The 22,126-nt window shown below is 46.7% G+C and carries 23 protein-coding genes; 13 read left to right on the top strand and 10 right to left on the bottom strand.

The window, feature by feature from the left end; translation table 11 throughout:
- Window positions 1-54 precede the first annotated feature (54 nt).
- A complete protein-coding gene (locus AC3A14_RS12930; protein ID WP_318719549.1) occupies window positions 55-855 on the top strand; it encodes a class I SAM-dependent methyltransferase in 801 nt (266 codons plus the stop codon).
- A gap of 8 nt (window positions 856-863) precedes the next feature.
- On the opposite strand, the gene AC3A14_RS12925 is transcribed toward AC3A14_RS12930, so the two are convergent.
- Window positions 864-2,108 carry a PAS domain-containing sensor histidine kinase gene (locus AC3A14_RS12925; protein WP_318699715.1) on the bottom strand — a complete coding sequence of 415 codons (1,245 nt, stop codon included), beginning with the start codon at window positions 2,106-2,108 and terminating at the stop codon, window positions 864-866.
- Between the two features lie 204 nt (window positions 2,109-2,312).
- Between AC3A14_RS12925 and AC3A14_RS12920 the strand changes: the two genes are divergently transcribed.
- The 6 genes from AC3A14_RS12920 to AC3A14_RS12895 all read left to right on the top strand — a co-directional run bounded on the left by AC3A14_RS12920 (window position 2,313) and on the right by AC3A14_RS12895 (window position 7,982).
- On the top strand, window positions 2,313-3,104 hold the full coding sequence (locus tag AC3A14_RS12920; protein ID WP_318733508.1) for a response regulator transcription factor: 792 nt from the start codon (window positions 2,313-2,315) through the stop codon (window positions 3,102-3,104).
- A gap of 229 nt (window positions 3,105-3,333) precedes the next feature.
- Window positions 3,334-4,971 (top strand): ABC transporter substrate-binding protein, encoded by a 1,638-nt coding sequence (locus AC3A14_RS12915; RefSeq protein WP_318733510.1) that lies wholly within the window; start codon window positions 3,334-3,336, stop codon window positions 4,969-4,971.
- 18 nt (window positions 4,972-4,989) lie between these two features.
- Window positions 4,990-5,826 carry a nitrate ABC transporter permease gene (ntrB, locus tag AC3A14_RS12910; RefSeq protein ID WP_318699718.1) on the top strand — a complete coding sequence of 279 codons (837 nt, stop codon included), beginning with the start codon at window positions 4,990-4,992 and terminating at the stop codon, window positions 5,824-5,826.
- The gene (locus tag AC3A14_RS12905) at window positions 5,826-6,716 is read left to right on the top strand and encodes an ABC transporter ATP-binding protein (RefSeq protein WP_271940254.1); all 891 of its coding nucleotides are present in this window, start codon (window positions 5,826-5,828) and stop codon (window positions 6,714-6,716) included. Before ntrB ends, AC3A14_RS12905 begins: the two co-directional genes overlap by 1 nt.
- Window positions 6,717-6,978: 262 nt before the next feature.
- Window positions 6,979-7,422, top strand: coding sequence for a cyanase (cynS, locus tag AC3A14_RS12900; protein WP_318699719.1), 444 nt, complete (start codon window positions 6,979-6,981; stop codon window positions 7,420-7,422).
- Between the two features lie 83 nt (window positions 7,423-7,505).
- Entirely contained in the window at window positions 7,506-7,982 is a 477-nt protein-coding gene (locus AC3A14_RS12895) for a nuclear transport factor 2 family protein (protein ID WP_318733512.1), read from the top strand.
- A gap of 9 nt (window positions 7,983-7,991) precedes the next feature.
- Here the strand turns inward: AC3A14_RS12895 and AC3A14_RS12890 are convergent, their stop codons facing one another.
- From AC3A14_RS12890 to ybiA, 3 genes are all read right to left on the bottom strand, one after another.
- The gene (locus AC3A14_RS12890) at window positions 7,992-8,699 is read right to left on the bottom strand and encodes a ParB N-terminal domain-containing protein (RefSeq protein WP_318733514.1); all 708 of its coding nucleotides are present in this window, start codon (window positions 8,697-8,699) and stop codon (window positions 7,992-7,994) included.
- A 2-nt stretch (window positions 8,700-8,701) separates the two neighbouring features.
- The gene (locus AC3A14_RS12885) at window positions 8,702-9,559 is read right to left on the bottom strand and encodes a ParA family protein (protein ID WP_318733516.1); all 858 of its coding nucleotides are present in this window, start codon (window positions 9,557-9,559) and stop codon (window positions 8,702-8,704) included.
- Between the two features lie 63 nt (window positions 9,560-9,622).
- Entirely contained in the window at window positions 9,623-10,072 is a 450-nt protein-coding gene (gene ybiA, locus AC3A14_RS12880) for a riboflavin biosynthesis intermediates N-glycosidase (protein ID WP_318733518.1), read from the bottom strand.
- Window positions 10,073-10,092: 20 nt separating this feature from the next.
- Here ybiA and AC3A14_RS12875 point away from each other — a divergent pair, with 20 nt between their 5' ends.
- Window positions 10,093-10,497 carry a hypothetical protein gene (locus AC3A14_RS12875; RefSeq protein WP_318733520.1) on the top strand — a complete coding sequence of 135 codons (405 nt, stop codon included), beginning with the start codon at window positions 10,093-10,095 and terminating at the stop codon, window positions 10,495-10,497.
- Between the two features lie 158 nt (window positions 10,498-10,655).
- Here the strand turns inward: AC3A14_RS12875 and AC3A14_RS12870 are convergent, their stop codons facing one another.
- The 5 genes from AC3A14_RS12870 to AC3A14_RS12850 are packed head-to-tail and all read right to left on the bottom strand — an operon-like array spanning window position 10,656 to window position 12,369.
- A complete protein-coding gene (locus tag AC3A14_RS12870) occupies window positions 10,656-10,901 on the bottom strand; it encodes a HepT-like ribonuclease domain-containing protein (RefSeq protein ID WP_318733522.1) in 246 nt (81 codons plus the stop codon).
- The gene (locus AC3A14_RS12865) at window positions 10,891-11,181 is read right to left on the bottom strand and encodes a nucleotidyltransferase family protein (RefSeq protein WP_318733523.1); all 291 of its coding nucleotides are present in this window, start codon (window positions 11,179-11,181) and stop codon (window positions 10,891-10,893) included. Before AC3A14_RS12865 ends, AC3A14_RS12870 begins: the two co-directional genes overlap by 11 nt.
- Window positions 11,182-11,223: 42 nt before the next feature.
- Complete coding sequence (locus AC3A14_RS12860; protein WP_318699724.1) at window positions 11,224-11,463, bottom strand: gas vesicle protein GvpG; 240 nt, start codon at window positions 11,461-11,463, stop codon at window positions 11,224-11,226.
- Between the two features lie 16 nt (window positions 11,464-11,479).
- Window positions 11,480-12,223: a gas vesicle protein GvpF gene (gene gvpF, locus AC3A14_RS12855; RefSeq protein ID WP_318733525.1), complete on the bottom strand. Its 744-nt coding sequence runs from the start codon at window positions 12,221-12,223 to the stop codon at window positions 11,480-11,482.
- A 14-nt stretch (window positions 12,224-12,237) separates the two neighbouring features.
- Window positions 12,238-12,369: a hypothetical protein gene (locus tag AC3A14_RS12850; protein ID WP_318719551.1), complete on the bottom strand. Its 132-nt coding sequence runs from the start codon at window positions 12,367-12,369 to the stop codon at window positions 12,238-12,240.
- Between the two features lie 14 nt (window positions 12,370-12,383).
- Here AC3A14_RS12850 and AC3A14_RS12845 point away from each other — a divergent pair, with 14 nt between their 5' ends.
- From AC3A14_RS12845 to AC3A14_RS12825, 5 genes are all read left to right on the top strand, one after another.
- The gene (locus tag AC3A14_RS12845; RefSeq protein ID WP_318733527.1) at window positions 12,384-13,019 is read left to right on the top strand and encodes a hypothetical protein; all 636 of its coding nucleotides are present in this window, start codon (window positions 12,384-12,386) and stop codon (window positions 13,017-13,019) included.
- Window positions 13,016-13,600, top strand: coding sequence for an L-threonylcarbamoyladenylate synthase (locus AC3A14_RS12840; RefSeq protein WP_318719553.1), 585 nt, complete (start codon window positions 13,016-13,018; stop codon window positions 13,598-13,600). Before AC3A14_RS12845 ends, AC3A14_RS12840 begins: the two co-directional genes overlap by 4 nt.
- 173 nt (window positions 13,601-13,773) lie before the next feature.
- Window positions 13,774-14,601: a sensor histidine kinase gene (locus AC3A14_RS12835; protein ID WP_318733528.1), complete on the top strand. Its 828-nt coding sequence runs from the start codon at window positions 13,774-13,776 to the stop codon at window positions 14,599-14,601.
- A gap of 59 nt (window positions 14,602-14,660) precedes the next feature.
- The gene (locus tag AC3A14_RS12830) at window positions 14,661-19,367 is read left to right on the top strand and encodes a PAS domain S-box protein (protein WP_318733530.1); all 4,707 of its coding nucleotides are present in this window, start codon (window positions 14,661-14,663) and stop codon (window positions 19,365-19,367) included.
- 663 nt (window positions 19,368-20,030) lie between these two features.
- Window positions 20,031-21,164: an RNA-guided endonuclease InsQ/TnpB family protein gene (locus AC3A14_RS12825; RefSeq protein WP_487779016.1), complete on the top strand. Its 1,134-nt coding sequence runs from the start codon at window positions 20,031-20,033 to the stop codon at window positions 21,162-21,164.
- Window positions 21,165-21,166: 2 nt separating this feature from the next.
- Here AC3A14_RS12825 and AC3A14_RS12820 read toward each other — a convergent pair whose 3' ends face one another.
- On the bottom strand, window positions 21,167-22,126 hold the full coding sequence (locus AC3A14_RS12820) for an aldo/keto reductase (protein ID WP_487779015.1): 960 nt from the start codon (window positions 22,124-22,126) through the stop codon (window positions 21,167-21,169).

Here is a 22,126-nt window from a genome sequence, read left to right as displayed (position 1 = left end):
ATCAAAGCAAAGCTACGGCGAAAAATTGAAGATATTGTAAAAAATGAGTGTAGCATGTCAGAAGAAACCTTAAAAAAAGAACGAGATTTTCACGATCAATGGGCCGCCACCATTGATATTGAAGAAATTCATGTCTCCGATTATTTTGAAGCTTGCACGGCTCCCGAAAATCGGTTTATCTTACATCATTTGGGAGAGGTGAAGGGCAGAACCTTATTGGATGTGGGCTGCGGAGCTGGGGAAAATAGTGTTTATTTTGCCCAAAAAGGCGCTCAATGTGTGGCTTCTGACTATTCTCCGGGCATGGTGGAAGTGGCACTAAAACTAGCTGAAAAAAATGGGGTGAGTATCAAAGGTCATGTAGGGAATGCCATGGCTTTCGATTTTCCTGACAATAGTTTTGATATCGTTTATGTGGCCAATCTTTTACATCACCTTCCCGATCCGAAGTTAGCGCTCCAAGAATTGTATCGGGTTGTGAAACCAGAGGGAAAGGTCTGTTTTTGGGAGCCATTAAAACACAATCCAATCATTAATGTCTATCGGCAAATGGCGACTGAAGTACGCACGGAAGACGAACATCCTTTGGATATGAATATTATTCCCTTTGTAGAGTCCTTATTCGAGCAGACTCAATGGGATACCTTTTGGATTGCTACCTTATGGATTTTCCTACGCTTTTATTTGATTGAACGGGTGAATCCTAATGAGGAGCGCTATTGGAAAAAGATTATCCTCGAAAAGGATCGATTGGAACCCGAATATCGGCGACTCGAACAGATGGATCGCTGGCTGAAACAGATTCCAGGAATGAAGCGGATGGCGTGGAATTTGGCAGTAGTGGCGACAAAGTAAGAAGGGTATCAATTCTGTTGAAATTTGACAGGAAGCCGCACAGTAAATGTTGTGCCTTGGTTCACCTGACTTTTAACTTGAATCGTTCCCTGTTGCAGTTCAACAAACTGTTTAACAATGCTCAAACCTAATCCTGTACCGGGAATATTGCTCACATTACGCCCTCGGTGAAATAACTCGAATAAATAGGGTTTGTCTTCGGAGGGAATACCAATGCCTTCATCTTGAATGGTGAAAATGACATGGTTTTGACGCTTGGCGAATTTGAGACGAATAGCCTTGTGTGTCGGGGTATAGCGGAGTGCATTGGAGAGGAGGTTATTCAGGATAGAGCGAAGGAGTCGTTCATCACAATAGGCGATCGCCTGCCGAGAGCGACTGATAAACTCAATAGGAGACTCTGGCCGAGTATACTGGTGTTCGGCTAACAACTGGCGGCAAAATTGAACAAAATCCAGACATTGGGGCTTGACTTCTAGCACCTTTGCCTCAATTTTGCCGATGACGAGGATATCATCAATCATCTGAGTCATGCGTTCTACGTTATTATTGATGCCCAAAAGATAATCTGCTTTTTCTGCCGCAGTCAGTTGCAAATCATAGCGTTTCAGGGAAGAAACCGATAGGGTAATGTTATTGAGAGGGTTGCGAAATTCATGGCAGAGCATGGCGATAAAGCGCGATCGCATTTCGCTTAATTCTTGCAACTGTCGGTTAACCTGCCGGAGTTTAGTGGTGCGCTCTTCAACTTTAATCTCTAACTCCTCATTGCTGCGCTGTAGGACTTCCTCCGCCCAACGACGCTGAGAAATATCCCGAAACGTCACCACCGCACCAATGAGCCGCCCATTGTCCTCACGCATGGGAGTACTGATATATTCTACGGGAAAACTCGTACCATCTTTGCGCCAAAATACTTCAGTCGTCACTCGATGGGTACTGCCATCTTGTAGAGCAGCATAAATGGGACAATCTTCCCGGCAATAGGGCGTTCCATCTGCATGGGAATGATGCAAGACAGCGTGCATCGACATGCCGATTAATTCCTCAGTTGACCAATCAATCATAGCAGCGGCAGCAGGATTGACAAATGTGACATTTCCCTCTAAATCAAGACCATAAACTCCTTCTCCCACAGCATTGAGAATAAGCTGATGCTGACGGAGTAATTGGGTAAAGTCTTGGGCTACCGGTTGATCGAGGGGAGTCAAGGGTGGAGTCGCAGACGTTGGGAACCAAGCATAATCAGTCATCTGAACAGAATGTTATAGCGCTTTGGGCAAGCAGATATGAAATGTGGGGCGAAGGAGTCAACCATTTTTCCCTGAAAATCCTCTTTTTTCAACTTTCTTATTTATTTTCGCCTAAAAAGTGTAATGGACTACATCATAAAAAGGCAAATTCGATCTTAATAAACTCAATCAAAAATAGTCTTATATTCATACCCTGGGACAGTAATGAAAACGATCCTCATTATTGAAGATGAATGTCAAACTCGCAATATTTTTTTGAGATCCCTAGAGTTTGAAGGCTTTTGTGCCTATGGAGCCAGTAATGGTTCTGAAGGGGTGCAATTAGCTCGCCATTATCGGCCGCACTTAGTGGTTTGTGATATTATGATGCCAGATATGGACGGCTATACGGTTCTGTCCCAACTTCGCAGTTCTTCAGAAACCGTAGGAATTCCCCTAATCTTTTTAACGGCTAAAGTTACCATGGCTGATTTACGTCAAGGGATGGAATTAGGAGCTGATGACTATTTGACCAAACCCTGTACCGTAGAGCAATTTTTGTCGGCGATCGCCACTCGCCTGCAACGCCAAGATGACCTGCTAAAATTATATGGCCGATCGCCTCAGCAATACCCAGACCCTAAAGTATCCCCATCTACCTCTGCTTCTAGCATTTTTCCCCATTGCCCTAAATTAGTTCAGGTCTTTCGCTTTATTGAAACCTCCTATCACAAACCCATCAATCTCAACGACGTTGCCCAAGCGGCTGGCTATTCGCCAGCCTATTTAACCCACCTGGTTCAAAAACAGACTGGACACACCGTCAAACAATGGATTATCAAGCAACGAATGGCAAAAGCTTGTCAGCTTTTACAAACCACCCAAGAAACCATACGACAAGTTGCTGAACGCTCCGGCTATCCCGATGCTGGATACTTTACCCGCCAATTTCGCCAGATTCATGGCATTTCCCCCCTATCCTGGAGACAGCAATTTCTCTCACCATCGCCTGAATAACAATCATATCTAAAAAGAACGATCTGTATCTCAATTAACAGAATCAAGATTGATTTCCCCTCCTAGAGAAATTCCTAAAAAAACTCCCAATTTTTCCCAAATAAAGTCCAATGCATTTCTAGAGTTGACCTGATACATTACTGAATAATATTCACTCCGAATCTGGATGTAACAGCCAATTGTTATTGGTCAGGTTTCGTATTTGTTTGCTTGAGATGGACATGGATCTATGGCTTTAATTTCGGCACAGGAGACATTCAAAAATTGGCAATCTGCCCAAACAAGTAACAGAAAACGGTCTAATTTACAGCCATTGTGTCAAGTCTGTGGACGACAACACTCGAGCTTTGACCATTGGGACTTTATGCAGACCTTGCCCCAAGACCCTGTTGAGTTAGTAGATGACCTCGTAAAAATGGGCATCTACAAAGACAACCAACTGCGGGCAGCCAACACGGTTAATGCCTATGAACTCCGCAAGACCTTATTTTTGAAACGAGTGGGTCGGGGCGACCCCAAACGAGAAAAGCTCATTTTAGCCCTTTGTCAACAAGCTGGGGGCTTAGAAAATGCTTTTGCTGCTGCCTTTGGCCCCCAAGCTGGACAATTCTTTGGGGATGCCATTCGCAATGGCAAATCCACCCGTCGAGAATTTTTACGCAATATGGCTGTCGGGGCAGCCCTCGTGAGTTTAGCCAGTTGTGCAGATGGGGGTTCAGGAGAATCGGAAGCAGACGGCGAACCCGTTGCTGCCGCAGACGTGGAAAAAACCGATCTGCAAATTGGGTTTATTCCCATCACCTGTGCCACACCCATTATTATGTCGGAACCCTTGGGCTTCTACAAAAAATATGGGTTTAACGCCAAGGTGGTGAAAATGCCCAGTTGGGGTGCCGTTCGAGATTCGGCGATCGCCGGAGAACTCGACGCTTACCACATGCTCGCCCCCATGCCTATCGCCATGACCCTCGGTTTGGGATCGGCCGCCTTCGGAGTCAAACTAGCCAGCATCGAAAACATCAACGGCCAAGCCATCACCGTTGCCGAACGGTACAAAGGGCAAGTGAACGGCCCGGCAGACTTCAAAGGCTTTACCATCGGCGTTCCCTTCCCCTACTCCATGCACAACCTGCTACTGCGCTATTACCTCGCCACCGGTGGCATAGACCCCGATGTCGATGTGCAAATTCGTCCCGTTCCTCCTCCCGATAGCATCGCCCAACTCGTCGCTGGAGACATTGATGCCTATCTGATGCCCGACCCATTCAATCAACGGGCAGTTTACGAAGAAGCAGGCTTTATTCACATGCTCACCAAAGAGCTGTGGCCGGGACACCCCTGTTGTGCTTTTGCCGCCAGCGACCAATGGATTGAAGCCTATCCCAAAACCTTCCGCGCCCTGAATAAATCCATTATCGAAGCCGCTGGATATGCGAGTAACCCTGCCAACCGTCCAGAGATCGCTACCGCCATTTCAGAACGAGCCTTCCTCAATCAACCTGTAGAAGTTGTGGAAGCCGTCCTCACCGGTAACTTTGACGATGGCAATGGCAATACCTTAAATATCCCCGATCGCATCGACTTCGATCCCTATCCCTGGCAAAGTTTCGCCAACTGGATTTCCTCCCAACTGGTGCGCTGGGATCTGCAAGGAGACGGTTTAGCCCCCAAAGCCATTCCCGAAAAAGGCTACGACACGGTAGGCAAAGACATCTTCTTAACCGAACTTGCCCGCGAACTTGCTCAGGAACTCGGCCAATCTCCCCCGTCCGATATCTATCGCACGGAAACCTTGAAGTTTGATACCTTCGACCCCTCCGATCCAGCCACCTACGTGCAAGAACAGATTGATGAATATGGTGTTTAGTAAAACAGTCGTTAACCGATGACCCTCACTGAATCAACCCCAATCTCCATTAAACGGAAGCAACGACAAAACCCATTTTTGAACGAGAATGTTCAAGCGTTTGCCCTCTTTATCGGCTCTTTAGCGCTCTTTCTCCTCTTCTGGGAAGTGGGCGCTCGTGCAGAACTGTTTGCCAAAGGCGTGCCTACAGCCTCTAAAACCTTATCTGAATTGTGGTGGTGGATTACCCATCCGTTCTTTAACAATGGCCCCAATGATTTGGGCATTGGTTGGAACCTGTTGATTAGTTTACGCCGAGTTGCCATTGGTTATCTTTTGGCCTCCGTAGTTGCCGTTCCGTTAGGAATTTTAATCGGCATTTCCCCCGTAGCTAGAAAGGGGTTTAATGCCTATATTCAACTGCTCAAACCCGTTTCTCCCTTGGCTTGGCTTCCTCTAGGATTGTATCTGCTCAGAGATTCTGAGAATACGGGTATTTTTATTATTTTCATCTCTAGCATTTGGCCCACCTTAATCAATACGTCATTTGGGGTTGCCAATGTAAACCCTGATTATTTAGATGTCTCTAAAACCCTGGGGGCTTCTCGGCTCCGCACCATTTTTAAGGTGATTATTCCCGCCGCACTGCCCAATATTATTTCCGGTTTGCGGATCAGCATGGGAATTGCTTGGTTGGTCATTGTTGCCGCAGAAATGCTTTTGGGAACCGGTCTAGGATATTTCATCTGGAATGAGTGGAATAACCTCTATATTCCCAATATCTTGGTCGCAATTTTTATTATCGGCTTAGTGGGTCTGATTCTAGATAGTCTCTTTGCTACTGCCGAGAAATTTGTCACATTTGGTCGAAACTAATGAGTATTAGTCCTTTGAATTTTAACCCCGTGACTCCTACAGATGCTTCCCCTTCAGCTCAACTGTCAATCCGCCAGGTGACTAAGGTCTTTGAAGGTAAGCAAGATATCTTTAGTAAGATCCAGCGGAAAACCTCTCGAGACTTTGTGGCGATCGAAAATATTAGTCTCGATATTGAACCGAATACCTTCGTAAGCATTATCGGGCCGTCAGGTTGTGGTAAGTCTACCCTACTCAATTTGATCGCTGGTCTTTCCACTATTACGAGCGGCGAGATCTTACTCAATGGTTCCCCTATTCAGGGGCCAGGGCCCGATCGCGGTATGGTGTTCCAAAACTATGCTCTCATGCCCTGGATGACCGTAGAGGAAAATATCCATTTTGCTGTGGAAACGGTCTATCCCAAACTCTCGAAACGGGAGATCGGGCGCGTTGTTAAAGAACACATTCAGTTAGTCGGTTTGGTGGGTGCAGAAAAGAAGCATCCCCACGAAATTTCGGGAGGGATGCGTCAGCGCGTAGGAATTGCTCGCGCACTGGCGATTAATCCCCAAATTCTGCTCATGGATGAACCCTTTGGCGCGCTTGATGCTCTGACTCGGGGTTTTCTCCAAGATGAGATCGAGCGCATCTGGGAACAGGAGCGCAAAACGGTGATCATGATTACCCACAGTATCGAGGAAGCACTGTTGCTTTCCGATCGCATTGTCATGATGACACGGGGACCAGCCGCTGGGATCGATGAGATTCTGGAAGTGCCTTTCCCTCGACCTCGGAATCGAGAAGCGATCGATCTCCATCCTGCTTATCACGACTTGAAAGCCGAGATGGAAAGCCATCTATTCCGAGAAACTCGCGCTGTTGAAGAAGCAAGGGTGAAAGGGCGATAAGACGCTTTGCTTGGTAATGGGAATTGGTCACAAGTCAAGGTTGTAAGCTGGCTGTCAAGGGAATAGGGAATAGGGAATAGGAAAAAACGGTTTTTACCTTTTCCTTGAATAGTCTATAAATAGGGTTGTCCAATTTTCTTCCCTCCATCCCCCGACCTTGCCATTTTTTCGGCTGTTGCCGACATGAACAGGCGAGAATCAAAGACCTGCCCTGTCTGCTGTAATTCTATACTTTGCACACTTAAAAACGAGGAATTTAACTATGGCTATCTCTGAAGTCACTCAAAAACTATTAGCGGCGAAAAAAGCGGCTGGCGTAAGCTTTGCTGATTTAGAAGCCAAGGTGGGTTGTGATGAAGTTTGGATTGCTTCGGTGATCTATCGCCAGGCTAGTGCTTCCGTGGAAGAAGCCACCAAAATTGTGGAAGCCATTGGTGCAGATACATCCCTAATCGAACCATTAACTGAGTGTCCGGTGAAAGGTTCTCTAGAGCCGGTGATTCCCACTGATCCTCTGATTTATCGTTTCTACGAAATCATGCAGGTCTACGGGATGCCCATTAAAGCTGTAGTTCATGAAAAATTTGGCGATGGCATTATGAGCGCCATTGATTTTTCTGTGGATGTAGAGCGCGAACCCGATCCGAAAGGCGATCGCGTCAAAATCATTATGTGCGGTAAATTCTTACCGTACAAAAAATGGTAACTCTTGTCTTTATGTCTTTAGGGTGGGCCAAGTTTTGCTCACCCGAACCCCCTCTAAGAATACTGAAATTACAGCCCAATTCAATGACTTCATCAGCGAAAAAACTGGTTCCCCCTTTCGATCGCGAAACGGCGATCGCCAAAGTCCGGATGGCAGAAGATGCTTGGAATAGTCGAGACCCAGAGCGCGTCTCTCTGGCATACACTGAAGATAGTTTTTGGCGCAATCGGGCGGAAATCTTCCAGGGAAGGGACGCGATTCGTGACTTTTTACGTCGCAAATGGGATAAGGAACTGGACTATCGCCTCGTTAAAGAAATGTGGGCCTTTGGCGAAAATCGGATTTCCGTGCGCTTTCAATACGAATGGCGTGATGATTCGGGTCAATGGTATCGAGCCTATGGCAATGAAAACTGGGAATTTGATGCGAGTGGTCTCATGCAACGACGAGAAGCGAGTATTAACGATCGCCCCATTGCCGAATCAGAGCGTCGTTTTGATTGGCCCCTGTCGAGTCCTCGACCTCAAGACCATCCTGGATTAATCAATTCACCAGAATAGATTGTTACCTTACCGGTTTCCCCAGGCATCTAAGAGGGTAATCATGCGCTGGATTCCGAGTCCTTCAATTCGGTTGATAGCATCACTGAAAGATTGAAATGGAGATTGTTTGCGGGCTTTTTCAATTCCCTTAATGATCTTATCTGCCGTTTTAGCGCGTATATTGGCGATCGCCAATTTTTCCAGCAGTTCTACTGAATTTGCATGGTTCAATAGCTCCAGTGGCTCAATTTTTGCTGGAATTTGTTCCTGTAAGCCATTAATCTGCTGTTGTAAATCCTTGATAGCCTGCTGGTGAGTCTGTTTCATCTCTTGGAGCGTAGCATCAAAGCGGGATTCTAAGTTATTCAAACGTTGCTCTACCGCTCCCGTAGACACAGCCTCTGAAGCTGTCTTCACCACTTGAGTCGGTTGAGGATGCAGCGCCGAAACCTGCTCTAATGCCGCCTCTTGCAACTTCTGCGGAACCACAAACGCATTCACCATTTCCGCCGCACGAGGGTTAATTTCCTTCGCTCTAACGGCTGCATAGTATTCGCGATCGCCTGCTAATATCTCATAAGATTCCGCGCCCGTTCGCTTCAGTAATAAAGGAGCTAATAGCCCACCAGAATTTACGATGCTTTGGGCTAAAGTTTCTAGATCAGTTTCAGAAAACTGTGAGCGAGCAACTTTAGACTTAATACTCTTGACATCAACTAAATAATATTCACTCATGACTAAAAGCCTATTTTTTCCATAATTTCAGACGATAGATTTCTAAATTCTTTTACAGAATCACAATCACGATCGAATTCAAAAACTGATTTTGGGTCAGGAATTTCCAAATCTCCCCGACTGACCGTTTGATTCACACAATTAGACAACGCTACCCGTTCATAGATCACAGTCTTCAACATTGCAAACTGATAACGTTGTAAGACCGCTTCTTTCTGTTTCGGAAACACAAATTCCAAGTATTTGCTGTTCGTTAAAATTTTCGAGGCTAAAACCCCTAATACCTCTAATGTATCTTTCCCAATCGTCGATCGGGTTTCATTGACTTCACGAATAAATTTCTTAATAATATTTAGACCCTGATTAGAAAAAGGTTTCATATCCGAAGGAATGATCAGATAATCGGCTGCAATTAATGCTATTTCCGCATAGAGATCCCTAGAAGGGGGTGCATCAATGATTACGATATCATAGCGGTCTTCTACTTGTTCAAGTTTAGTATTCAACCGAAATCGACTAGAGGCTAAACGATTGAGTCTATCTTGTTCATCAATCAGGGTAATGTGAGAAGGAATAACATCAATTTCTGGCACATTAAACCCCTTTGATTTACGAGCAATTTCTGGAATAAAATCAAACTCACCCGAACTCAGAATTTGCAGAACATTCCGATCTTTAAGATTATCATCTTCCTCAAATTGAAACTTAATTAACCCTGTAGCAAACGTTGAGTTAGCCTGAGCGTCAATATCAATGAGTAAGACACGCTTGTTTTTGTTGCTAAAGGCAGCAGCAAGATTCACAGCCGTGGTGGTTTTCCCGACTCCACCTTTGTTGTGATAAATCGCAATAGTTTTCATGAGATGTGGGAATTATTGTCCGTTCTCGATTTTACACCTGCGCGTCACGGATATAGAAGAAGCTTAACAAATTGTACGGAGTTGGTCGCGCACCTGAATCAAAATTACCCCTAAGCGGTTTTTGCCGCTTCCGTTTTTCCCACATCCCCAATAATAGTCAATTGGGGAGTTTTCGATGATGTCCTCTTCTCCCGTTCCTAATAAAATTTGCCGTAGCTCTTCATGAGTAGCGAACTTTTGCCACACTCCCTGCAACATAATGTCCTCTTTCACCTGTTCCCAATCTTCCCGTAGAGGATGGGTACGATCGCGTCCCATTTTTGCCGCTTGTTTCGGGGTTTTCGCCATTTGAATCTTCTCACACCAGGGGCGATCGGTAGTGACAAATTTCTGCGCTTGGAAATAATGCTCGCTGGTGGGCCACCATAAGTCATCTAACGTAAACCCATGGGCCGAAAAATTGGAGAAACAACCATAAGGCTTTTCACGAGTAGAATAGAAGTAAATCGTCATCGTTCCTAGTTTACAAATCATTGAGTACTGCCCCAACTTCCATTTTATACGGTAAACTAGGTCAGCGATCGCTCAATCCCATTCCCCATTATCAGCATATGAAACGCCCAATTTCTCGCCGTAGCATTCCCCCGAAAATTAGTACCATCCCCCGTCAACAGTCGGAAGCATCCGATTATCTAAATCTGTATCAACTGGCAGTAGAAAAGCAACGACTTTCCCAGGAACTGCAAACAATAGAGCAAAGAAGTCAGCAAATTGAAAAACGTCTGGCGGTAATTAACCATCAGATGGATCGACTAAAAAAAAACACCCCGTCTCCCGGCGCTACCCGCGCTTCTAATCCTTCCTTACCGGGACTCAATCCTACAAAACAACCATCAGAGCGATCGGCGAATTATGAGACACTCATGTTAGATTACTAGAGAGTTTCTGTACTGGTTTTGCTTGGTATTACTCACCAACTCTGCCGTCATTTTCCCTCAAGCTCTAGTCGATCCAAAATCCTTTGCAATGCTACCTTGAGAGCAGGTAAATCTAACTGTGTAGTTTGCCAAACCACTTCTAGATCTACTCGAAAGTACTAATGAATCACCATATTCCGCATTCCTCGAATCTGATGCCATGGAATTGTTGGGTCGGCTGACTCCCAATCCTCAATTGAACTCGCTACCGCTTCCCCAATAACTGCGAAACTGTACAGCACTGCCCGCAATGCTTGCGGATTCTGAATAAACGCCTCAAAATTCAAGTTTGAAGTTGTTTCTTCAACTAGGGTAATTTCAGTTAATATATCCTGTACCCGTAGCTTGAAATCCCTAGATTGCACGAATTCTCTCCTTCAAGACGGTTTCCCGCAAGTGGGGACGCAGGGAATTGGGTGTTCCCAAGTCTACTGAACGCCCCAATAACTCTTCCAAATATGCCTGCAATCCTAGCAGTGTAAATAACCCAACGGGGCGACTAAATTCCACTAAAACATCTATATCACTCTCTGGGGTAGCCTCATCCCGTGCCACCGAACCGAATAAAAACAATGCTTTTACCGCAAATTGCTCCAGGTTCTCTCTATGGCGATTTAATTGGTCTAAAACCTCCTGCCTTTCCATTCACTGATTCCCTCCCAATAATTGTTAATTGTTCATTGTTAATTATTCATTATTCTCTTCTTCTAACTCCTGAATCGCCAGTAAAAGTGCTTCTTCTTGTTCTTCAAATTCCTCTTCGGAAAGTTCCCCCATATCAAAGGCCAACTGAAGAGTGAGTAACTGCTTATTCAAATCTTCCTTATCATTTAACTCAGCATTGGCATGTTCTAGGACTTGTTCGCCAATCCAAAGCATCCCTTCAATGGGGCCAAGAACGGGTAGAGTCAGTAATCGTAAAATCATGGTTTCATCCTAGAAGTTAGTCCTCTAATTTGGCAAAATTGAATGGAGCGGTAAAATTATTATACCGAATCCGCAAACGGCCTTCAAATTGCAAATCTAAATGCTCAACTTGCTGTGAGAATTCTGGCTCATCATCCCAAGGAATCAGGTACGCCGTATTATAAATCATGGCATCGGTGAGGGACTCATTTTCAATCACCTCGATCGCCAACGGATTCAGAACCTGTTGAAATTGGGCAATAATCCCATCTTGGCGATGTTGCAAAGCTTGTTCCAACGCTTGACCAATGCCAATCACCTGATCCATAGCGAGTGGTTGTCCTTCCAGGCGATCGCGTTTTGCTCTTAACTCTTCATTTTCTGCTAAAAGCTGTTGTAACTCTTCCTCCATCTCCCACAATACCTTAACACTGACTTCTCGATAGCCCTTAAGCTTCTCAAATAAATGCTTTAACTGTTCTCGATAAGGCTCAATGAGCAGTGCTTGCACCTCTTGCCAATTCTCCACCGTTAACCCAAATTGCAGGGGTAAAACCGTCCGATATCCCGCTTGCATCGCCTCTTCTAACACCTGTTCGTGGCACAGCAGGTTCCGACGACTGGCTAAATATCGGTCTTGCTTGGCTTCCGAGCAAAGAAAGGAAAATCCGTCCACTTGATGAGCATGAACCGGTTGTTTGTCCAATCCCAGCAAATCTAAGTGTTGCGGCCCTGGAGACGGAAAAATACCATAAAGATAAAACGCGGAACAATCATTCATCCGAGATCCTGATATTAGGTTGATGGGTCTATTTTATCAGTCTGGGCGATCGCTAAAGCGGTATCCCCTATTCCCCATCCCCTAGCGCAAAGTGCTATTAAGTCATCTTTGTCACCCATACGGTACACTGGTAAAGCGCTTTTCATCCAGTGTAAACTTTATGGGTCGTAAGAAAGCAACTGTCAATTATCTAATCGTCGATGACCTCAGTGTTCCCCCCGAAGACCAAAAAGGAACCCTGATCGCTGTTGAAGGTCGTCGCAACACCGAAGCCAATCGCCAAAAAGCCCTAGACAAGGCGATCGAATTGTGGCAAGAAGGTCAATTAGAGGGATTTGCCGATGGGTTATCCCTGGAAAATGTGATTTTTGCCCCTGGAACCTCCGGGGCTGCTACAGAGACATATAGTGCCTCTTCAGAGGAAGAATTGCCCTTACAAAAAGCGGCGAGAGATGTCATTACCCTGATCGATTTATTGATTCATCGCGGGGAAGCTATCCAAGAAGCGACTCCCCTATTGCCGATTTTAGAAGCGGCTGAAAAAGGGCAAAAGCTGACTGAAGAACAGACAGCACAGGCTAGGGATAGATCCTTTAGTAAAATTCTGACTCGACTGGCTACCTCGGTGACCGAGCATCAAACGTTTGTGGAAACCCCTGGGGTAATGGAATCTATCCAAATGATTATCGCTATTATCCAAGACGATCGCCTGATTACCCCAGAGCAAATTTTACCGCCTGCCTCTAACGAAACCGAAGAGGAAATAGAGGACGAGGACGAGGACGATTCCCCATGAGTCAAATTTCCCTTCAGGAACTGATTGCTGGGGCAAAAGCGGGTCAGGTGGTGAGCTTTCCTACGGATACCGTACCTGCTTTAGCTACTTTGCCCCATTGTGCCTCCCTAATTTTTGAGGCCAAAAACCGTAGTTTAGACAAACCCCTAATCCTGATGGGGGCGGTTCCCGAAGACCTCTGGCCGTTTTGTCAAGGGACTCCTGAAGAGGAATTGATTTGGCAACAGGTGGCTGCCCAATATTGGCCGGGAATGCTCACCCTAGTCTTGCCAGCATCACCGGCTGTTCCTCAAGCACTCAACCCGCAAAATCCGACGAGCATTGGGTTGCGGATACCGAATAGTGCGATCGCCAACACTATTCTCGCTCAAACCGGCCCCCTAGCCACCACCAGCGCCAACCGCTCTGGACATCCTGCCCTACACTGCCTCACCGAAATTGCCGCCGAATTTCCCCAAGTCCTTACCCTTAAGGGCGATGAATTCAACCCAGAGAACTCGCCCAGTGGTATTCCCTCCACCGTTGCCCGTTGGACAGGGAAAGATTGGGAAATTTTACGGCAAGGAGCGGTTAAGCTGTAGACTCTCATTTCCCGAATCGCACTAGAATACAGACAAAATCAATTGGGGATTCACTCACTACCATGGCTTGGGGGAATTGGTTAGAGTTTGCATCTGGAGCGATCGTCGGGATAGGAGGCCTCAGTATTAGTCGGGCCGTGTGGAAGAATCGGAAACGCTCAAGGAAAATAAAAATGAAACGCACTTATTCTGCGTCCTCATCTGATACGGATGAGGTGCAACAGCTTAAACTGGCTTGTCAAATGGCAACTGACATGGCCCAGCTCAAGCAAGGATTTTTAAGTAGAATTTCCCATGAATTGCGATCGCCGCTGAATGGCTTGATTGGAATGCATCAACTGATTCTCAACGATCTCTGTGATTCCCCAGAAGAAGAACGGGAATTTATCGCCAAAGCCCACGATTCCGCCCTCAAATTAATTAAGCTCATTGATGAAATGGTGATGATTTCCAAAACTGAGCAAGGCACGGATGTCATGGAGATTGAAACCATTCCTTTAACCGAAGTCTTTCAAGATATCTATGATTTAACCTACTTGCAGGCAGCCAATCGAAATTTACAGCTCGATATTGTGATGCCCGATCCCGAAATTTATGTCAAAGCTGATTTACGCCGCCTCAGACAAGTCTTAACCAGTTTAGTTGATAGTGCGATCGCCCATATGAGTGAAGGCTCCATTCACCTTCATGCCGATCCCGTTCCCGAAACCCAACAGGTTTATCTCTATCTCGAAGACCAACGCTCCCCCGACTGTTGGCAAGAACCGGTTGATTTATTAAATACTCCCCCTTCCCCAGAGTTAACGTGGAATGGCTCGCCCTCTCCTGGACTTACCCTGATGGCGAATAAACTGCTCTTAGAACTGATGCACGGTAGCTTAGAATTACTAAACGTTCCCTCGATGGAATCCTCTGCCCAACCCGAAACGAGTCGCATCTTGTGTAAATTACCTTGGGGTAGCTCGGAACCTGAAACTCCAACTCATGCAATTACAAATTAGTTAGATAATGTCTGGGTCAAATTGCTACAATAGAAGAACTTGAGTTAGGAGAAAGGGATATGTGCGATCGCGGCTACAAGCCCAAGGGAATGCTAACCCAGAACGGGAAGGTTGACCCAGAAGGGTTTGATTTTGCCAGTATCCTGAAAGCCTCGCAAGCTCTGAGCGAAATTGTTCAATTTGACAAACTCCTGCGTCAAATTACTCAAATCATTTGGCAAAATTCTGGGGGCGATCGCTGCGCCCTTATGCTTCCGGACGAGAACGAAATGTGGCAGATAGAAGCGATCTCAACTGCCGAAAATATTGACCTTTGTAGGGTTCCCCTCAAGGGATACATGAACTTGCCCGTCAAGCTAATTGAGTATGTTAAAAACACCCGCGAAATTTTAGCGATCGACAAAAGTAAGACCGATTTGCCCGTTAGCGATCCCTACCTCGATCGCCAAGATCCCCAAAGTCTTCTCTGCTTGCCTTTACTGCATCAAGGACGGTTGACAGGTATTGTATATCTGAGCAATCAAGCAACGTCAGGCGTTTTTACCGGCGATCGCCTTCTCGTTCTCAACTTCCTCTGCACCCAAGTCGCCCTCTTGCTAGAAAATAGGAAACTTTCCCAGACCTTAGAACAACAGGTGCAAGAGCGAACTGAGGCACTATGGGAAAGCCAACAAGAACTCTCCGACTATATAGAAAATGCCACCATCTCATTACACTGGGTGGATAAAAATGGGATGATCGTCTGGGCCAATCAAACCGAATTAGATTTCTTGGGGTACAGCCGAGAAGAATATATCGGGCAACCCATTGCCAACTTTCACGCCGATCCGGAAGTTATTGCCGATATCCTCACTCGCCTCTCCAACAATGAAACGCTGGTTAACTACGAAGCACGCTTGCGTTGTAAAGATGGCTCCCTTCGCTACGTGGCAATCAATTCCAATGTCTTGTATCGAGACAGTCAATTCATTCACACGCGCTGCTTTACAGTCGATATTACTCAGCGCAAATCCATCGAACGAGAATTGCAAGCAAGCCAACAACGCTATGCTACGCTTGCCGACATACTACCGGCTGGAATTTTTCTCACCGATCCTCAAGGCAACAGCCGTTATAACAATCCTAGTTGTTGTCAGATGCTGGGTCTAACACCAGCAGAAGCCTTGGGAGAAGGATGGTCTCAAACCTTGCATCCCGATGACCGCGATCGCGTATTCCAAGGATGGTATGAAGCCGCACAAAACCAACAGATGCCCTATCATACCGACTGTCGCTTTCTGCATCGCGACGGTAAAGTGGTTTGGTTGAGCGTGCAAGCCGTTGAAGAATTCGACCTTGAAGGGAACTTGACTGGGTATATCGGCACTCTAATCGATGTCACCAAACGTAAGGCTGCCGAAGCCGCTCTCCACAAGCTGGTGGAAGGAACCGCCGCAACCACTGGCGAAGATTTCTTTCCCGCTCTAGTTCGTCATATTAGTAAAGCTCTTGACGTTCCGATCGCCTTGATTACTCAATTCGTTGGCGAAGAGCTGCACAGTATTGCCTTTATGGTCGATGGCGAATTACAACCCAATTTTACCTACAATTTACCCGAAACGCCTTGTATTGAACTGGTGACTGAATACTCCTACCATTGTTCTTGGGGTATTACCGATCGCTTCCCCAACAATCCCCATCGAGAAAGAGGGGTTGAGAGCTATCTGGGAATCGCATTGCGCGATCGCCAAGGACAGGTGCTGGGCAGTTTGTGCATCTTCGATCGCCAACCCCTACAAGAGCCGGAACGAGCCAAACAGATTCTCGAAATTTTTGCCAGTCGCACCGCCGCAGAAATGCAGCGCCAGCGCGTCGAAACCTCCCTACACAGCCTGATTGCTGGGACTGCCGTTACCAAAGGCATAGACTTCTTTCCCCTCCTTGTGCGCCACCTCACCGAAGCTCTAGGCGTGTCCCACGCTCTGATGGCGGAGCGAGTTGGCGATGAAGAAGTGAGTCTCGCCTATTATGGCGATGGCGAACTCATTCCCTGTAAATCCTTATCACTTCTCGGCACTCCTTGCGAGCAGGTATACAAGAATGAGGTTTATTACTGCGAGTTAGAGCCATGCCAGACCTGTTCAGAACTGGCTAGGATGGGGGCCAAGAGCTATCTGGGGGTAGCGCTATACGATCGCCTTGGCAATCCCATGGGGCTGCTTTGCATTTTCCACCGTCAGCATCTCACCGATCCAATCCACGCCGAGCAAATTTTGCGAGTATTTGCCGCCCGCGCTGCCACTGAGCTAGAGCGCAAACGAGCAGAGAACGCCTTGCAAAACTTAATTGCTGGAACCGCAGCATTAACCGGCCCCGACTTTTTTCCCGCCCTCGTCCGTTACCTTGCCGAAGCTCTCAGAGCCTCCCATACCTTTGTCACTGAAGTCGTTGAGGGCGATCGCTTGCACTTTTTGGCCGCTTGGGGGGATGGGGAGTATCTCCCCAACGATACTGTTGATACCGAGGGAACGACTTGCGCGATCGCTCTTCAGGAGGGTGTCTACTATTGCGATCGCGATGTTGTGGCTTACTTCCCCCAAAATCCCAGACTGGCAGTCATGGGAGTGGAGAGCTACATGGGTATTGCCCTCCAGGATCGCCAAGGTCGCAAGATCGGCACCCTTTGTCTCTTTTCCCGTCAGCCCCTGCTTGACCCAGAGCGATCGGAACAAATCATGCGGGTGTTTGGTGCCCGTGCTTCTGCTGAACTGGAGCGTCAGCGAGCGCAAAGTGCCTTAGAGCAATTTAATCAAGAACTGGAACAGCGAGTGGAAGCACAAACCCAAGAAATCGTACGCTCCGAAAAAGATTTACGCACTATCTTTAATAATGTTTATGATGGCATTTTTATTCTGGATTTGGATGGTAGCATTCTCGATATCAATAATCGGGTATTGGAACTCTTCAAGGCAACGCGGGGGCAAATTTTGGCAACCACGATTGCTGATTTATCCGCACCAAGCGCTCCCCTCCACAATCTGCCAAAACTACTCAAACAAGCCAATGCTGGCGCAAAATTGCAATTTGAATGGAAATCTCAACGATTGGACAATTCTACCTTTGATTCCGAAGTTTGTCTGCGCAAAGTCACTTTGGGCAACCGCTCGGCGATCGTTGCTGGGGTGCGGGATATTAGCGATCGCAAGCAAGCAGAAAATGCCCTTCAATTGAGCGAGGCTCGTGCTAGAGCAACGTTTAGCCAAGCCTCTATTGGTATTGCAGAAAGCAATATGTATACAGGGCAATTGATTCAAATTAATGATTATTTTTGTAAGATGTTAGGCTACTCTCCTGAAGAATTGCTTGCCATGAGCGTAGCAGATATTACGCATCCTGAAGATATGTCAGAGTCCCAACACTTAATTCGAGGACTGGCCAACGGAAAAATTAAAAACTTTGTTACTGAAAAGCGATATGTTCGTAAAGATGGCTCGATCTTATTTTCTTTAACCTCCGTAACCCTCGTTCATATGCCAGATGGCAAATCTAACACTTGTTTAGCTATGTTGCAAGATATTGGCGATCGCAAGCAAACAGAAGTGAAACTCCAACAAACGAATCAAGAACTGGCCCGAGCAACTCGCTTGAAAGACGAGTTTTTGGCTAATATGAGTCACGAATTGCGAACACCTCTCAATGCCATTTTGGGAATGACCGAGGGACTGCAAGAGGGAGTTTTCGAGCCGATGAATGCCATGCAATTGAAAGCGCTCAAGACGATCGAACGGAGTGGGTTTCACTTACTAGAACTGATCAATGATATTCTCGACTTGGCAAAGATCGAATCGGGGCAAGTCGATCTAGAATACTCCTCTGTTGCCATAGAGTATCTGTGCCAATCGAGTTTGGTCTTTGTCAAGCAACAGTCCCAGAAAAAAGGTCTCCAACTCCATCTGAAGGTTCCCCCTAACTTACCCGATATTACTGTTGACGAACGGCGGATGCGTCAGGTGCTGATCAACTTACTCAACAACGCTGTCAAATTTACCCCAAAAGGAGGACAAATCGTTCTCGAAGTCGCCCCCTTGCTGCTAGATAAAACCAGTGAAAACTATCTGCGTTTTACGGTTACAGATACAGGTATCGGTATCTCCCCAGACAATTTGCCAAAATTGTTTCAGCCCTTTATCCAGATTGATAGTTCCCTCAATCGACAGTATGAAGGAACGGGTCTCGGTTTAGCTTTGGTCAAACAGATTGTGGAACTCCACAAGGGATGGATAACCGTAACGAGTGAGGTTGGGGTGGGTAGTTGTTTTGCGATCAAGCTGCCTTATGCTATCTCTGAACCCAGTTTTTCCCCTTTGTTAAAAGCGACCTCTGAGTTGAATGGGAGCGCTCCAGTACAACCGGTACAGTCGGCGATTTCTCCCTTGATCCTTTTAGCAGAAGACAACGAAGCAAATATCATCACGGTGTCCAACTATCTACGAGCCAAAGGGTATCGCCTGAAGGTGGCTAAAAACGGTCAAGCTGCGATTGATATGGCTCAGAAGGAATCTCCCGATCTGATTCTCATGGATATTCAAATGCCCCATGTGGATGGGTTAACGGCGATCGAGCACATTCGCCAAGATCCAGATATGGTTCAAGTCCCCATCATCGCACTGACAGCACTCACCATGGAGGGCGATCGAGAGCGCTGTTTGGCCGCAGGGGCAGATCTGTACTACAGCAAGCCAATTAGACTCAAAGAGTTAGTTTTATCCATTCAAAAATTGTTATAACCCTCTGCTGTCACTCGTGGAAAACCTTCGTCTTGACTGAATTATAGAACTCTTGCAGGATCTCGGCGATCGCGACAGTCATTATTTTTGGGCTTTGATAGGACTTGATGAGGAGCAGGAGTAAAATACCGAACCCCCAAAGCCATATACCACAATCCTATTCCCTAGCGCAAACCGCTATATATGACTCTTAGGATCTAACTCCCTTGAACTAAAGTCCCAAGGGCGTAAGACGGCGACTTATCTCCTACAGTTACACCACCATGAATCATCGTCTGCATCTGTGAACTGGATTTAAAGAAAGTGTAAGGGGAACGAACTTCCGAACGACTCACGTAAAGTCTCCGATACGTTTGGAAGCCCCGTCGCTGTCTTCGCGGGGAGGAAAAACGAACGGCGACTTTAGTTGGCTACATTCACCTAGGTGCATTATGATATAGCCATGCTCAGGGGGTAACAACAGGCTTGAATATAAGGCTATGCTAGGCTTTGAGCATTTTAGATGGCCAAAAAAAATTCAGCGATTTTTTGGGGGAAGTAACCCTCTAACCTGATGTTATGGTTGTGCGATCGCAAGCTTTCAGTTGATGTTTTCAGCAAAATACCACCGAAAAAGGTCGCTATAGCGACCTTTGAGCAGCGTTGTCACCCCTTGAGATAGCCATGAAACAAACGTTGACGATAGTTTGCCAACTTAACCCCACGCCAGAACAAGCTCAAAAGCTTGATAAAACTCTGGTGGCGTTTGCTGAGGCTTGTAACTACGTCAATGAAACTGTAAACCCCAAAATCAAGAATAAGAACCGGATTCAGGCAGAGACCTATAAAGAAATCCGCAGTCGATTTGGCTTGTCGGCGAATTTGGCTGTAAGGGCTTGTGCGAGGGTAGCTGCCAACCGTAAGGTAGGCAAGCCAGTTAAGAGCTTCAAGTCCACATCAGCGGACTATGACGCTCGTATCTTCAGCTATCGAGAAAAAGACCAATCTGCCAGCCTGACAACAATGGGCGGCAGAGAGGTGATCCCAATGGTTCTCGGTAACTACCAGATCGGTAAACTGAAGGGACATATCCCTACGTCAGCCACGCTTTGCAAACACCGGGATGGACTGTTCTACCTGCACATCCAGGTCAAGGAGGAAACCCCTAAGCCGATCAATAATTCAGGGGTTAAAGGCGTTGACCTGGGGCGTACAGACTTAGCGATTAGCTCAGATGGGGAGAGGTGTTCAGGGAATGAGGTAAAAGCGAAGCGAGATAGGTTTGCTCTTCGTCGAGCTTCTATCCAACGGAAAGGCACAAAGAGCAGTAAGCGACTGCTGAAACGGCTATCTGGCAGAGAGAAGCGTTATCAGACATGGGTAAACCACAGCATTAGTAGACGGATTGTTGAGTGTGCATACTCAGCGAATCAGTCCATTGCGCTGGAAGACTTGATCGGGATTCGGGAGCGCACCAACCAGCAGCTAAGAAGCAAAACTGAGCGTAGGCACTCTAATAGTTGGGCATTCTATCAGCTCAGGATGTTTATCGACTACAAAGCAACGGCTAAAGGTGTCCCTGTTGTTCTGGTGAATCCTGCGTACACCAGCCAGACTTGTCATAGATGCCTACACATCCACCCCGAAAAAGGAAAGTCTTACCGCTCTGGCAAGACTTTCAAGTGTGGGTATTGCGGATGGAAAGGTGACGCTGATTTTAATGGAGCCAACAATATCAAACGTCTTGGAGGCGTTGTAACCTGCCTCGAAAGCGCCAGCCTGCTGTCTTGCTCTCTGCTAGACAGAGTAACAGGTTAGGGCTAGAAAGCCCCGTCGCTGTCTTCGCAGGGATTGGTTACCTCATCCAACTTTTGCTGTAGCTCGATGGGGATTTTAAAATCCAGCGCCCCGAGATTATCTTGCAGTTGGTGTAGCTTAGTGGCACCAATAATCACCGATGAGACCATCGGGCGGTTGACAACCCAATTCAAGGCAACCTGAGCCATGGAACGATTGAGTTGTTTGGCCACCTGTTCTAATTCAGCCACGATCGCCCAATTTTTCTCCGTAAACCGATCAAAAACTGGATTACCGCTATTAGCCATCGTCGCCAAGCGACCGGAACCTTCTCCACCCTGCTCGGAAGGCTTATATTTACCGGAGAGCAAGCCACCCGCTAGAGGCGACCAAACCATGATACTTGTCCCGAGATGTTTAGCCAAAGCAGTGTATTCAAACTCAATATTGCGCTCCACCAGGGAATATTCCAGTTGCATGGTGCTAATGGGTTCCCAATGACGCTCTTTTGCCAAGGTTTGCGCCTGTGCCATATACCAAGCAGGGGCATCCGACAATGCAATATAGCGCACTTTGGCCGATCGCACCAGGGCATCCAAGGTACTCATCACCTCCTCTGCTGGGGTGACTTGATCCCAGGTATGGAGCATGTAGAGGTCGATGTAGTCGGTTTCTAAGCGCTTGAGGGAACCTTCCACAGCCCGGAAGATATTTTTGCGACCATTGCCCCCCGTATTCGGGTTGCCCGGTTCGGTGTTGTAGCTAAACTTGGTGGTGATGACCATGCGATCGCGGATTCCCCGATCTCTGATGAATTTCCCCACCATCCGCTCGCTATTGCCATTGGTATAGAAATTTGCTATATCAATAAAGTTACTACTTATACCAAATCCGGATAGTATAGGTAGAGAGAGAAGAGAGAAAGATAACAAGAAAATTAGAATTAGAGGAGCATCTGTCAAGCTCAGAGTTAGAGAAAGAAT

The sequence above is a fragment of the Roseofilum sp. genome (genome assembly GCF_982964205.1).
The sequence above is the reverse complement of the archived record's forward strand: the minus strand, read 5'-3'. Positions and strand labels throughout refer to the sequence as shown.

Bases quoted from the DNA above. Each gene is read 5' to 3' on its own strand.
- AC3A14_RS12890 (WP_318733514.1), bottom strand. From the start codon at position 8,699: ATGAGTGAATATTATTTAGTTGATGTCAAGAGTATTAAGTCTAAAGTT.
- AC3A14_RS12925 (WP_318699715.1), bottom strand. From the start codon at position 2,108: ATGACTGATTATGCTTGGTTCCCAACGTCTGCGACTCCACCCTTGACT.
- AC3A14_RS12895 (WP_318733512.1), top strand. From the start codon at position 7,506: ATGACTTCATCAGCGAAAAAACTGGTTCCCCCTTTCGATCGCGAAACG.
- ntrB (WP_318699718.1), top strand. From the start codon at position 4,990: ATGACCCTCACTGAATCAACCCCAATCTCCATTAAACGGAAGCAACGA.
- AC3A14_RS12885 (WP_318733516.1), bottom strand. From the start codon at position 9,559: ATGAAAACTATTGCGATTTATCACAACAAAGGTGGAGTCGGGAAAACC.
- AC3A14_RS12835 (WP_318733528.1), top strand. From the start codon at position 13,774: ATGAAACGCACTTATTCTGCGTCCTCATCTGATACGGATGAGGTGCAA.
- cynS (WP_318699719.1), top strand. From the start codon at position 6,979: ATGGCTATCTCTGAAGTCACTCAAAAACTATTAGCGGCGAAAAAAGCG.
- AC3A14_RS12865 (WP_318733523.1), bottom strand. From the start codon at position 11,181: ATGGAAAGGCAGGAGGTTTTAGACCAATTAAATCGCCATAGAGAGAAC.
- AC3A14_RS12905 (WP_271940254.1), top strand. From the start codon at position 5,826: ATGAGTATTAGTCCTTTGAATTTTAACCCCGTGACTCCTACAGATGCT.
- AC3A14_RS12840 (WP_318719553.1), top strand. From the start codon at position 13,016: ATGAGTCAAATTTCCCTTCAGGAACTGATTGCTGGGGCAAAAGCGGGT.
- AC3A14_RS12830 (WP_318733530.1), top strand. From the start codon at position 14,661: ATGTGCGATCGCGGCTACAAGCCCAAGGGAATGCTAACCCAGAACGGG.
- AC3A14_RS12825 (WP_487779016.1), top strand. From the start codon at position 20,031: ATGAAACAAACGTTGACGATAGTTTGCCAACTTAACCCCACGCCAGAA.
- ybiA (WP_318733518.1), bottom strand. From the start codon at position 10,072: ATGACGATTTACTTCTATTCTACTCGTGAAAAGCCTTATGGTTGTTTC.
- AC3A14_RS12920 (WP_318733508.1), top strand. From the start codon at position 2,313: ATGAAAACGATCCTCATTATTGAAGATGAATGTCAAACTCGCAATATT.
- AC3A14_RS12845 (WP_318733527.1), top strand. From the start codon at position 12,384: ATGGGTCGTAAGAAAGCAACTGTCAATTATCTAATCGTCGATGACCTC.
- AC3A14_RS12860 (WP_318699724.1), bottom strand. From the start codon at position 11,463: ATGATTTTACGATTACTGACTCTACCCGTTCTTGGCCCCATTGAAGGG.
- AC3A14_RS12930 (WP_318719549.1), top strand. From the start codon at position 55: ATGTCAGAAGAAACCTTAAAAAAAGAACGAGATTTTCACGATCAATGG.
- AC3A14_RS12850 (WP_318719551.1), bottom strand. From the start codon at position 12,369: ATGAAAAGCGCTTTACCAGTGTACCGTATGGGTGACAAAGATGACTTA.
- AC3A14_RS12915 (WP_318733510.1), top strand. From the start codon at position 3,334: ATGGCTTTAATTTCGGCACAGGAGACATTCAAAAATTGGCAATCTGCC.
- gvpF (WP_318733525.1), bottom strand. From the start codon at position 12,223: ATGAATGATTGTTCCGCGTTTTATCTTTATGGTATTTTTCCGTCTCCA.